The 10,300-nt window shown below is 73.0% G+C and carries 10 protein-coding genes, 2 pseudogenes and 1 riboswitch; of the genes and pseudogenes, 5 read left to right on the plus strand and 7 right to left on the minus strand.

All coding sequences use genetic code 11. The features are described from left to right. Positions 1 to 25: 25 nt before the first annotated feature. Both IO33_RS0128290 and IO33_RS0128295 read right to left on the minus strand, forming a co-directional pair. On the minus strand, positions 26 to 721 hold the full coding sequence (locus tag IO33_RS0128290; RefSeq protein WP_031170053.1) for a L,D-transpeptidase family protein: 696 nt from the start codon (positions 719 to 721) through the stop codon (positions 26 to 28). A 113-nt stretch (positions 722 to 834) separates the two neighbouring features. Next, on the minus strand, positions 835 to 1,485 hold the full coding sequence (locus IO33_RS0128295) for a maleylpyruvate isomerase family mycothiol-dependent enzyme (RefSeq protein WP_051927004.1): 651 nt from the start codon (positions 1,483 to 1,485) through the stop codon (positions 835 to 837). Between the two features lie 84 nt (positions 1,486 to 1,569). Here IO33_RS0128295 and IO33_RS0128300 point away from each other — a divergent pair, with 84 nt between their 5' ends. Beyond that, positions 1,570 to 2,469 carry a LysR family transcriptional regulator gene (locus tag IO33_RS0128300; RefSeq protein ID WP_031170056.1) on the plus strand — a complete coding sequence of 300 codons (900 nt, stop codon included), beginning with the start codon at positions 1,570 to 1,572 and terminating at the stop codon, positions 2,467 to 2,469. A 164-nt stretch (positions 2,470 to 2,633) separates the two neighbouring features. Here the strand turns inward: IO33_RS0128300 and IO33_RS0128305 are convergent, their stop codons facing one another. The 3 genes from IO33_RS0128305 to IO33_RS0128315 all read right to left on the minus strand — a co-directional run bounded on the left by IO33_RS0128305 (position 2,634) and on the right by IO33_RS0128315 (position 5,354). After that, on the minus strand, positions 2,634 to 3,548 hold the full coding sequence (locus tag IO33_RS0128305) for an SDR family oxidoreductase (RefSeq protein ID WP_031170058.1): 915 nt from the start codon (positions 3,546 to 3,548) through the stop codon (positions 2,634 to 2,636). Between the two features lie 88 nt (positions 3,549 to 3,636). Beyond that, a complete protein-coding gene (locus tag IO33_RS0128310) occupies positions 3,637 to 4,266 on the minus strand; it encodes an MBL fold metallo-hydrolase (protein WP_031170060.1) in 630 nt (209 codons plus the stop codon). Further along, positions 4,266 to 5,354, minus strand: a complete 1,089-nt coding sequence (locus IO33_RS0128315) for an S-(hydroxymethyl)mycothiol dehydrogenase (protein WP_031170063.1) — start codon at positions 5,352 to 5,354, stop codon at positions 4,266 to 4,268. The genes IO33_RS0128310 and IO33_RS0128315 overlap by 1 nt, the downstream gene beginning before the upstream one ends. A gap of 276 nt (positions 5,355 to 5,630) precedes the next feature. Here IO33_RS0128315 and IO33_RS0128320 point away from each other — a divergent pair, with 276 nt between their 5' ends. From IO33_RS0128320 to IO33_RS0128330, 3 genes are all read left to right on the plus strand, one after another. After that, complete coding sequence (locus IO33_RS0128320; protein WP_051927005.1) at positions 5,631 to 6,404, plus strand: acyltransferase domain-containing protein; 774 nt, start codon at positions 5,631 to 5,633, stop codon at positions 6,402 to 6,404. Between the two features lie 239 nt (positions 6,405 to 6,643). Further along, a complete protein-coding gene (locus IO33_RS0128325; RefSeq protein ID WP_031170067.1) occupies positions 6,644 to 7,009 on the plus strand; it encodes a nuclear transport factor 2 family protein in 366 nt (121 codons plus the stop codon). Between the two features lie 350 nt (positions 7,010 to 7,359). Then, positions 7,360 to 7,440: riboswitch (ZMP/ZTP riboswitch) on the plus strand. A gap of 25 nt (positions 7,441 to 7,465) precedes the next feature. Continuing rightward, positions 7,466 to 8,314 carry a bifunctional 5,10-methylenetetrahydrofolate dehydrogenase/5,10-methenyltetrahydrofolate cyclohydrolase gene (locus tag IO33_RS0128330; protein WP_031170069.1) on the plus strand — a complete coding sequence of 283 codons (849 nt, stop codon included), beginning with the start codon at positions 7,466 to 7,468 and terminating at the stop codon, positions 8,312 to 8,314. Here the strand turns inward: IO33_RS0128330 and IO33_RS0128335 are convergent, their stop codons facing one another. Both IO33_RS0128335 and IO33_RS0128340 read right to left on the minus strand, forming a co-directional pair. Further along, positions 8,315 to 9,337 (minus strand): CU044_5270 family protein, encoded by a 1,023-nt coding sequence (locus tag IO33_RS0128335; protein ID WP_031170072.1) that lies wholly within the window; start codon positions 9,335 to 9,337, stop codon positions 8,315 to 8,317. 160 nt (positions 9,338 to 9,497) lie between these two features. Beyond that, a pseudogene (locus IO33_RS0128340) lies at positions 9,498 to 10,010 on the minus strand (RNA polymerase sigma factor); the annotation flags it as partial. Between the two features lie 106 nt (positions 10,011 to 10,116). Between IO33_RS0128340 and IO33_RS47825 the strand changes: the two are divergent. Continuing rightward, a pseudogene (locus IO33_RS47825) lies at positions 10,117 to 10,300 on the plus strand (aa3-type cytochrome oxidase subunit I); the annotation flags it as partial.

The raw sequence follows: 10,300 nt of genomic DNA on the forward strand, positions 1-10,300 counted from the left end.
CCCCGATCCCGGGCGGGACGGCCGCTCAGGTGCCCGGCTTACGGCCGTAGACGAAGACGTCGTCGCCCGTCTTCAGCAGCGACCAGTACGCCTTGGCGTCCTTGGTCGTCATGTTGACGCAGCCGTGCGACCCCGGCGGGTTCCACATGCTCAGGCCCACCGAGTGGAAGGCCTGGCCGCCGTCGAAGAACTGGCTGTAGGGCATCGGCACGTTGTAGACGGTCGAGACGTGATCGATGTCCCGCCAGTAGACCTTCTTCAGCCCGGTGCGGGTCGCGTAGCCCTTGCGGCCGGTGCGCACGGGCACGGGACCGTAGACGAGCCTTCTGCCGTCCTGGACCCAGCTGAGCTGGAGCGTGAGGTTCACACAGGCGATCCGGCCCTTGTTCACCGGGCACGCGCCGTCCTTGTTGGGGTTGTTCCCGACCGCCTTCTGCTTGTTCATGAGGTCCATCACGCCCCAGGTGACGGGTCCCGCGTAACCGATGGCGGGCGTGATGCCGTGCTTGTTCTGGAAGGCCTGGATGGCCCGGCAGTCACCGGCGGACTGCCGGCCGTCGACGGGCCGGCCGAGGAACTTCTCCACCTGCTTCTGGTACGGCCCCGTCTGCGTGGTGCAGCTCGCGGCCTGGGCCGGTGCCGCGGTCAGGGCGAGCGTGAGCGGCGCCACCAGTCCCGTGACGCCGAGCGCGACGACACCTCGTCTGCGTATGTCCCCCATCTGCATCTTCTTCTCCCCTTGTCGCCCAGGGACTGCCCCGGGTACCTCCCTGCGCGATTCCCGCGATTTCGGACTGCTAGACCCGCGCGGCAGCCGAAGGGTTGTGGTTCCGGTCAGGCTGTGACGAAACGGTGAACTTCGTCACCGCGCAGCCGGCCGGCGGGGAGCCTGCGGCCGTAGGCGACCAGCAGCAGGTCCTGGCCGCGGCCGTACAGGGCCGCGCCGGAGCCGAAGGACCAGTCGAGGTCGTCCGCGCACAGCCGGACGCCGCTGAGGTCGGTGCCGAAGATCCGGAAGGCGCGCGGGTCGATCGCGTCGAGGAGGATCCGCAGCCGGTCCTCGGGGATGTCCCGGTCCAGGCCGAGGGCGACGGTGACATCCAGGCCGTGCACGACGTCGTGGCCGAGGGCCGAGGTGAGGCCGCCGACCGGAGGCGTCCAGGGGTGGTGGGCGTGGGTGCGCAGGAAGGCGGCGAGTGCGGTGTCGGGGTGGGCGGCGGCGTCGCGGCGGGCGAGCCGGTCGGTCATGCGGTGCAGGCTGCCGCGCGCCTTGACCAGTTCCACCAGCACCTGCCCGGTCCGGTGGCGGAACCCCATCGACATGTGCGCGACGACCTCGCGCACCCGCCAGCCCGCGCACAGGCTGGGCGCGTCCCACTGCCCGGGCGTCAGCGCGTCGAGAAGATCGGCCAGTTCTCGCCGTTCGGCGGCGATGGCGGCGGCCGTGATGGCGGTGTCCGCCGCGGTGTGTGCTGCTTTCCCCATGACTCCAGGGTGTTGGCGCGGCGCCCGGAAGTCCAAGACACGCTGCGTCTCGCATCTAGCATGATCGGTTATGGGGTGTCGGGCATGGAGTTGAGGCAGCTGCGGTACTTCGTGGCAGTGGTGGAGGAGGCCGGATTCACCCGGGCCGCCGAACGGTTGCACCTGGCCCAGCCCGGGCTGAGCGCGCAGGTGCGGCAGCTGGAGCGGGAGTTGGGGCAGCCGCTGCTGGACCGCTCGGGCCGCTCGGTGCGACCGACGGAGGTGGGTGAGGCCGTGCTGCCGTACGCGCGGGCCGCGCTCGCGGCCGTCGACGGGGTGCGGCAGACGGTGGAGGAGTACACGGGCCTGCTGCGCGGCCGGGTCGCCGTCGGGCTGGTCCCCGGCACCCTCACGCACGCCTTCGACATGGCCGGGCGGCTGGCGGACTTCCATGACGCGCACCCTCAGGTGGAGGTCACCCTCACCGAGGACACCTCGGACCGGATGCTGGCCGCGCTGCGCCGGGGCGAGCTGGACCTGGCCGTGATCGGGATCGCCGGGGACGCGCCGCCGGGCGTCGGTCTGCACGTGGTGATCGACGAGCCGCTGGTGGCGGCGGCCGTCCCCGGACACCCGCTGTTCGTCGAGTACGACGGCGCCGACGGGCTCCCTCCGGCGGCCCTGCGCGGGCACCAGTTGATCGGGCTGCCTCGCGGAACCGGGGTGCGCGGGGTCCTGGAGCAACTGTGCACGGAGGCGGGCTTCCGGCCGCACATCGCGTTCGAGGCGGCGACCCCGGACGCGCTGTGCCGGCTGGCGGCCCGCGGCCTCGGGGTCGCCGTCGTGCCTGGTCTCGGCCCCCGGCCGGGTCTTTGCACACTGCCCGTGGCCGATGCCCGCGCCCGCGGTCGGGTGGCCCTGGCATGGCGCTCGGAGGGACCCGTGCCGCCGGCGGCCCGGGAACTCCTGCGACGGCTGCGCGAAGGGATGGGCGGGGGCGGGTGAGCGCCACGGGAGGCTTCGGCGGCCAGGGCCCGGCCGCCCTCCCCGGCGAGCCTTCTCGCGGCGGCGGCGCCGATGCCGCGAGCCGCGCCCGTGACGAGTACCCCGTGTCCGGCGACGCGGGGGGATCGGCCGTGGGGTGCCCGTACGGGCCCTCGGGCGTCCTCTCACCGGTATCCGGTGACGTCCGCCGGCCTGCCCGCGTCCTGGACCTCGACCAGGTACCGCCAGGCGTCGGGCCGGCTGCCGTCGAGGTCGGTGAAGCCGTACACCCGGGCGAGTCCGCCGCTGGACAGGGACTGCCCGTTGAAGCGGGCCACATCGGGGTCGGCGGCGAGAGCGGCGACGGCACGGCCGGTGAAGTGCGGGGTCTCGGAGATCGCGAAGTGCGGTTCGCGGGCGAGGGCGTCGCGCCAGTTGTCCTCGCGGACGCCGTACGCGTCGAGCATCAGCTCCGAGCGCAGCCAGCCCGGCGTGAGGGCGACGGCGGTGGCGCCGCGAGGGCCGAGTTCGTGGCCGAGGGCGAAGGCCATGCGCAGCACGGAGGCCTTGGCGAGGTCGTAGAAGAAGTTCACGCGGTAGGTGTCGCGGTTGTACTCGGCGGTGCCGTCGGTGACCTCCACGACCAGGCCGCCGGGCCGGCGCAGCAGGAGCGGCAGCGCGAAGTGGCTGGTGACGGCGTGTGTCTCGACGGCGAGCCGGAGCAGTCTGAGTCCGTTGTCCAGGTCGTGCTCCCAGACGGGGGTGTTCCACTCGAAGAGTTTCTCGCCGCCCCAGATGTCGTTGACGAGGACGTCCAGGCGGCCCTGTTCGCCGTCGATGCGGTCCACGAGGGCGCGTACGGCGTCCTGGTCCAGGTGGTCGGCCGGTACGGCGATGCCCTGCCCGCCGGCCGCGGTGACGAGGTCGGCGGTGTCCTCGACGGTCTCGGGGCGGTCGTACTCCGAGCGCCGTTCACGGGTGCTGCGGCCGGTGACGTAGACGGTGGCGCCGGCCGCGCCCAGTTCCACGGCGATGCCGCGTCCGGCGCCCCGGGTCGCCCCCGCGACCAGTGCCACCTTGTCCTTGAGCGGTCCTGACATGTCCGGCCTCCCGTGCGCCTCGGCTGCTGTCGCCGACCACTGTCGCGGGAAAGCCGGACATCTCCTGTCGGGATTGCCGGGGAGTTCCTCAGTGCCCGCGCCTGATCCACTCCTCCAGGTGAGGTGCCTCGGCGCCGATGGTGGTGGCGTCGCCGTGACCGGTGAGGACCTTGGTCTCCGGGGGGAGGGTGAGGAGCCGGTCGCGGATGGAGTCGATGATCGTCGGGAAGTGGGAGTAGGAGCGTCCGGTGGCGCCCGGGCCGCCCTTGAAGAGAGTGTCCCCGGTGAAGACGGTGCCGAGCCCGGGGTCGTACAGGCAGACGGCACCGGGGGCGTGGCCGGGGGTGTGGAGCACGGTCAGGTCGGCGCCGGCGGCCTCGATGACCTGGCCGTCGAGCAGGTGCCGGTCGGGGTCGCGGTCGGGGTGGGTCTGCTTCCACAGCGGCAGGTCGTCGGGGTGCAGCCAGATGGTGGCGCCGGTGAGGTCGGCGAGTGCCGGTGCGGCGTTGACGTGGTCGTTGTGGGCGTGGGTGCACACGATGGCGATCAGGTGCCGGTCGTCGACGGCGCGGGCGATGGCCTCGGCGTCGTGGGCGGCGTCGATGACGACCACCTCCCGCTCGTCACCGACGATCCACACGTTGTTCTCGACGTCCCAGGTGCCGCCGTCGAGGGTGAACTGCCCTGAGGTGACGAGGCGTTCGATGCGTACGGTCATCAGAACTCCACCACCGAACGCAGCACGTCGCCGTGGTGCATCCGCTCGAACGCCTTCTCCACCTCGTCCAGTTGGATGGTCTCGGTGACGAACGCGTCGAGCGGCAGCCGGCCCTGCAGGTGCAGGTCGATCAGCAGGGGGAAGTCGCGGGAGGGCAGGCAGTCGCCGTACCAGGAGGACTTCAGTGCGCCGCCGCGTCCGAAGACGTCCAGCAGGGGCAGTTCGAGCTTCATCTCGGGGGTGGGGACGCCGACGAGGACGACCGTGCCGGCGAGGTCGCGGGCGTAGAAGGCCTGCCGGTAGGTCTCGGGGCGGCCGACGGCCTCGATGACGACGTCGGCACCGAAGCCTCCGGTCAGCTCGCGGATCGCCTCGACGGGGTCGGTCGTGGCGGCGTTGACGGCGTGGGTGGCGCCCAGGGTGCGGGCCTTGTCCAGCTTGCGGTCGTCGATGTCCACGGCGATGATCTTCGCCGCGCCGGCGAGGGCCGAGCCGGCGATGGCCGCGTCGCCGACGCCGCCGCAGCCGATGACCGCGACGGAGTCGCCGCGGCCGACGCCTCCCGTGTTGATCGCCGCGCCGATACCGGCCATGACGCCGCAGCCGAGCAGGCCGGCGACCGCCGGGGAGACGGACGGGTCGACCTTGGTGCACTGGCCGGCGGCGACGAGAGTCTTCTCGGCGAACGCGCCGATACCGAGGGCCGGGGACAGCTCCTGCCCGGTGGCGGCGAGGGTCATCTTCTGCTTCGCGTTGTGCGTGTTGAAGCAGTACCAGGGGCGGCCGCGCAGACAGGCGCGACAGTTCCCGCACACGGCACGCCAGTTGAGGATCACGAAGTCACCGGGTGCCACCTCGGTCACGCCCTCGCCGACCGACTCCACGACACCGGCGGCCTCGTGGCCGAGCAGGAAGGGGAAGTCGTCGGAGATGCCGCCCTGCTTGTAGTGCAGGTCGGTATGGCAGACACCGCAGGCCTGGACGCGCACCACGGCCTCGCCGGGGCCCGGATCCGGCACCACGATCGTCTCGACCCGTACGGGCTCGTCCTTCCCCGGTGCGATCACGCCGCGTACTTCCTGCGCCATGGCCTGGCCCCTTCCTCGTTTGCCTTCTCCGCCGACCCTACGCGCGACCGATCGGTAGCGGCACGGACCACGACGATGATCGTGGATCTTTCCGGCCTCCGGCGGGACCAGGGTTCTCGGCCCTGCGGCCCCAGCGCGGCGACCGCGTTCTTACCGACACTTTCGAATCACTTAAGAATGTGACCAAAAAACGTCATTCTATGATGACAATCTTTTTGCAGGGTACGGGAGTTCGCCTGGTGTGTGCGCCGGACCCGGACGTGCCTCAATGGGGGCATGCCTGTCGACGGCCGTACCGGACGTACCGCATTCCTGTTCTCGGCCGGCGCCGCGCCCCGGCTCGGAACGGGTCGTGAACTCCGGGATGCCTTCCCGGTGTTCGCCGAGGCGCTGGACGACATCTGCGCGCGCCTCGATCCGTATCTGGAACTCCCGCTGGAATGCGTGATGTTCGCGGACGAGGGCACGCGCACGGCCGCGTTGCTGGACCGGGAGTCGTTCGCCGGGCCGGCGGTCTTCGCGCTCCAGGTGGCGCAGTACCGGTTGCTGCACAGCTGGGGAATGCGGCCGGACGTGGTGTTCGGGCAGGCGTCCGGGCGGATGGCCGCCGCGTACGCCGCGGGTGTGTTCTCCCTGGCGGAGGCCTGTCACGCGGTCGGCACCCTGGCCCGCCTCCTGGGCGGCCCGCCGGCAGCCGGGCCGCGCTCCGCGCGCCCGGACGGCATCCTCGACGCCTACGGCCGTACCCTCGCCACCCTGCATCCGCGTGCGCCGCGCCTCCCCCTGCTCTCCGACGTCACGGCCCGCCCGGTGGGCGCCGAGACCGCCGAGCCGGAGTTCTGGGTGCGGCGCGCACCGCTGCGCTTCGCCGAGGCCGTGGGCCTGCTGCACCGCGAGGGGGTCCGCACCTGGCTGGAGCTGGGCCCCGGAGACGGGCTCACGCGCCTGCTGCCGGACTGTCTCCCGGGCGGTACGGCCGCGGCCTTCGTGCTCTCGCGCGACTGGGCACTGCTGCGGTCGGGGCCGAACGGCGGGGCGCACGGCACGTGACGGGGCGGGACGGGGCGCCCGCCGCAAGGCCCGTGACGGGCCGGCGGCCGGGCACGGCCGGGCGCCCGCCGCGAGGCCCGTGGCCGGGTGGCGGGACCGGCGGTTGGGCGGCCCGCGTACCGGTGCGGTGGGGCCGGGCGTCTGCGCTTGCCGAGGCCGCCGGGCCGGAGGAGCCTCTAAGAGTGGGGGTCCGCCCGGTCCGCGCCCCGCCGGGCCGCGGGCGCCCGAGGGAGGTCACCATGGGCACCGCAAGGGGTTCCGCCTTCGACACCGAGACGCTGCGCCGGGGCATAGAAGGGAACACCGGGGACTCCCTTCTGTCGCTCTACGCCGACGACGCGGAGATCCGCATCGTCGACCACAACCACCAGCCCAGCCACCCCACCGTCCTGCGCGGCCGGGGTCAGATCGCCGAGTTGCTGGACGACATCTACCGCCGCGACATGACACACAAGCTGGACGCGTGCGTCGTACAAGGCGACCACGCCGCGTTCACCGAGTCCTGCCAGTACGGGGACGGCACCCGTGTCCTCGCCGAGTCGATGGTCACCCTGCGGGACGGCAAGATCACCAGCCAGCTGATCATCCAGGCCTGGGACGAGTAGGCGCACACACCGGCATGGCAGGCGCCGGAAGGAGATTCGCCAGGGTCCAGGTCACCTCCCGGCTGACCTGGACCTTCTCGGCCCGCGCGGCCCTGGGGCGAATGCCCCGGGCCCGCCCCCGGCCGCCGCCGGCCTCCGCGGCGGGTCGGCCGGTGTCCGCCGCTCTGCTTCGGGCGGCCCTGCGGGCCGCGCGCCGTCGCCCGCGGCCTGTGCTGCCGCGCGCGCCGCGAGCGCGGCGCACCCGGTTCCGCTGAGCCGGGCCCGCACCCGGCGGCCGTGCCGTGCGCGTGCGCACGCGCGATCGGCCACGGTCCCCCCGACCGGCCGCCCGTGTGTGCTCGGTTAGGCTGTGCGCGGGCCGTGACTGGCGCTGAGGTGGAGTACCACCGGGGAGCGGTCCGTGGTGGATGCCGCGCGCCTGGGCGAGAGAGTCGATCCAGCTCAGGAGTGTGCAGCATGACCCAGGCCCGTCTCATGGACGGTACCGCGCTCGCCCGCCGTGTCGTCGAGGACACCGCGAAGAAGGCCGCCGACCTCACCGCGCGGACCGGCACCGCGCCCTGTCTCGCCACCGTGCTCGTCGGCGAGGACCCGGCGTCCGTGACCTACGTCCGCATGAAGCAGAGCCGCTGCCGCAAGGCCGGGATCGAGTCCCGGCACGTGTCCCTGCCCGCCGCCACCACCACCGGTGAACTCATCGGCACACTGAGGGAGTTGTCGAGTGACCCGGCCGTCCACGGCATCCTGCTCCAGCACCCGGTCGGCGCGCACATCGACGAGCGGGCCGCGTTCGAGGCGATCGCGCCGCAGAAGGACGTCGACGGCGTCACCTTCGCCTCGTTCGCCACGATGAGCTTCGGTCTGCCGGGCTTCGTCTCCTGCACGCCCGGCGGGATCGTGCGGCTGCTGGACGAGTACGGCATCGACCCCGCCGGGAAGCGGGCCGTGGTCGTGGGCCGCAGCGCGATCCTCGGCAAGCCGGTGGGGATGCTGCTCCTGGCCCGGGACGCGACCGTGACGTACTGCCACTCCCGGACGGCGGACCTGTCGGCAGCGGTCCGCGAGGCGGACATCGTGGTCGCCGCGGTGGGCCGGCCGCGGCTGATCCGCGGGCAGGACCTCAAGCCCGGCGCGGTCGTGATCGACGCCGGCTACAACCCGGGCAACGTCGGCGACGTCGACTTCGACTCCGCCGTGGAGCGGGCCTCGCTGATCACACCGGTGCCGGGCGGTGTGGGCCCCATGACGATCGCCACGCTGCTGGAGCAGACCGTCGAGGCCGCCGCCCGGCAGCTCGGGGTGTGATCAGCGCATCCAGGCGCTGTATCCCATGACGTCCCCGGCCTTCACGCCGTACTCGGGGTCGTGCCTGAGGAAGGTGGCCTCCATCCCGAGGACCCTGCCGGTGCGCGGCTCCAGGACGAGCATGTGCCTGACGGCGCCGGCGTCGTACACGTAGGCCTGACCGGGGCGGCCGAGCCGGTCGGTCACCTGCCCGGCCGGCCGCAGCCCGTGGGCCTGCGCGAACACCCGGACGAGGGCGGCCGACTCGCGGGCACCGAGGGTCCAGTGGTCGAGCAGTTCCCCGACGGCGTCGAAGAGTTCGGCGGTGCTCAGCGCGGCCGGGTCGCGGTGGACACCGGGGCGGGCGACCTCGGTGAGGTAGGCGCGCAGGGCCGCAGCGGTGTGCGGCGGGGGCGCCTCGGGCGGGGCGTCGCTCCAGCTCGGCGGGTAGCTGGTCCGGCTCAGCACATGGCCGTCCGCCACGAGGCGGGGCGCACCGCCCTCGTCGGTGAGGACGGGGCGGCCCGGACTGCGCGGGTCGGTCGCCACGACGAGCTCGGTGTGGCTCGCGTCCGCCCGCCAGCGCACCACACGTTCCTCGGGGAGCGTGACGGGCGGCTTGTCGTCGCTCATGCCGAGCGCCCACACCTGCACGTGCGTCCCTTTGCGCAGGCCCGGCGCGCCGTCCGCCGCGGCCGCGTCGGCCAGGGCCGTCATGTCCCGCAGGGACACGGGCGTGGAGTGGGCGTGGACGGCCAGTGGGCGCGGCGCGGCGACGGCCGCCGGAGTGCTCGCCCCACCGAGCAGAGCGGTGAGGACGGTCACCAGGACGACGGCGGTGGCGGCGATGCTCCAGACCAGCCGGGCGCGGGGGGTACGGCCGTGCGGTCGCGGAAGCAGCCGGACGCGGCGCCGTGGGCCCTCCTCGCGCAGCAGGCGCTGCAGATGCCGCTCGGCGCCGTGGTCGAGGGGGCCGTCGCCGAAGTGGGGGCCGTCGGCCGGTACCGGGTCGGCGCGGCGCAGGAGTTCGAGCTCGTCAGGCATGTCGGTGGTCCTCGCTGAGGTGTGCGCCCCGGACGCCGGCGGGGTAGGACAGGCGCGGGCCGTGACGGTGGTCCCGGGCGGGCGTCGCGCGGGCGGTGGCCACGGCGTGCCCGGGGTCGGGCCGTCCGTCGGCCGGCGGCTGCTCGACCGGGGGCGGGTCGGCCACCGTTGCGGGGCCTATACGGTCGATCTGGGCCCGGAGGCGGTTGCGTGCCCGGTGCAGACGCATGGCCGCCGCCCGTGTGCCGCAGCCCAGGGCGACCGCGATCTCGTCGGTGCCCAGTTCCTCCCAGGCCGCGAGGCGCAGCACTTCCTGGTCCGCCGGGGACAGCCGGGCCAGCGCCTCGTGCACCCAGGCGCCGGGGCCCTCCGTGTCGGGGCTGTCCATGATGTGCCGGCCGTGCGCGGCCTCGTCGTTGCCCAGTCGGTCCACCAGCCGCCGCCTGCGACCGTAGCCGCGTACCGCGTTCGCCAGGCAGTTGCGGGCCACCCCGTACAACCAGGGCAGCGGCGCGTCCGGCAGGTCGCGCCGCCGTCGCCAGGCGACCGTGAACACCTCCGCCACCACTTCCTCCACCTCGTCGAGCCGCCCGGGCAGTCGCCGCGCGACATAGCGGCTGACCGCCCAGTAGTGCTCGCGGTAGGCAGCGGCGAAGATCTCGTCGTTGCTCATGTTCGGTTCGTGTCCGGCACGGCCCGGATCGTCACACCCCTCTTCCGTGATGCTCATCGCGTCGTCCGAGTGTGACCGGTGGGCCGGGCGCGGACACAGGCGGGGTGTGAAGAGGATCAGAGACATCAGGGGTATCCGGGCCGTGCGGTGGCTCACCAGCACCGATCACAAGACGATCGGAACGCTCTACTTGGTCACGTCGTTCGCGTTCTTCCTGATCGGTGGCGTCATGGCGCTGCTGATGCGTGCGGAGCTGGCCCGGCCGGGTCTGCAGATCATGTCGAACGAGC

This window comes from Streptomyces durhamensis (assembly GCF_000725475.1).
Lineage (GTDB): Bacteria > Actinomycetota > Actinomycetes > Streptomycetales > Streptomycetaceae > Streptomyces > Streptomyces filipinensis.

Bases quoted from the DNA above. Each gene is read 5' to 3' on its own strand.
- IO33_RS0128290 (WP_031170053.1), bottom strand. From the start codon at position 721: ATGGGGGACATACGCAGACGAGGTGTCGTCGCGCTCGGCGTCACGGGA.
- IO33_RS0128295 (WP_051927004.1), bottom strand. From the start codon at position 1,485: ATGGGGAAAGCAGCACACACCGCGGCGGACACCGCCATCACGGCCGCC.
- IO33_RS0128300 (WP_031170056.1), top strand. From the start codon at position 1,570: ATGGAGTTGAGGCAGCTGCGGTACTTCGTGGCAGTGGTGGAGGAGGCC.
- IO33_RS0128305 (WP_031170058.1), bottom strand. From the start codon at position 3,548: ATGTCAGGACCGCTCAAGGACAAGGTGGCACTGGTCGCGGGGGCGACC.
- IO33_RS0128310 (WP_031170060.1), bottom strand. From the start codon at position 4,266: ATGACCGTACGCATCGAACGCCTCGTCACCTCAGGGCAGTTCACCCTC.
- IO33_RS0128315 (WP_031170063.1), bottom strand. From the start codon at position 5,354: ATGGCGCAGGAAGTACGCGGCGTGATCGCACCGGGGAAGGACGAGCCC.
- IO33_RS0128320 (WP_051927005.1), top strand. From the start codon at position 5,631: ATGCCTGTCGACGGCCGTACCGGACGTACCGCATTCCTGTTCTCGGCC.
- IO33_RS0128325 (WP_031170067.1), top strand. From the start codon at position 6,644: ATGGGCACCGCAAGGGGTTCCGCCTTCGACACCGAGACGCTGCGCCGG.
- IO33_RS0128330 (WP_031170069.1), top strand. From the start codon at position 7,466: ATGACCCAGGCCCGTCTCATGGACGGTACCGCGCTCGCCCGCCGTGTC.
- IO33_RS0128335 (WP_031170072.1), bottom strand. From the start codon at position 9,337: ATGCCTGACGAGCTCGAACTCCTGCGCCGCGCCGACCCGGTACCGGCC.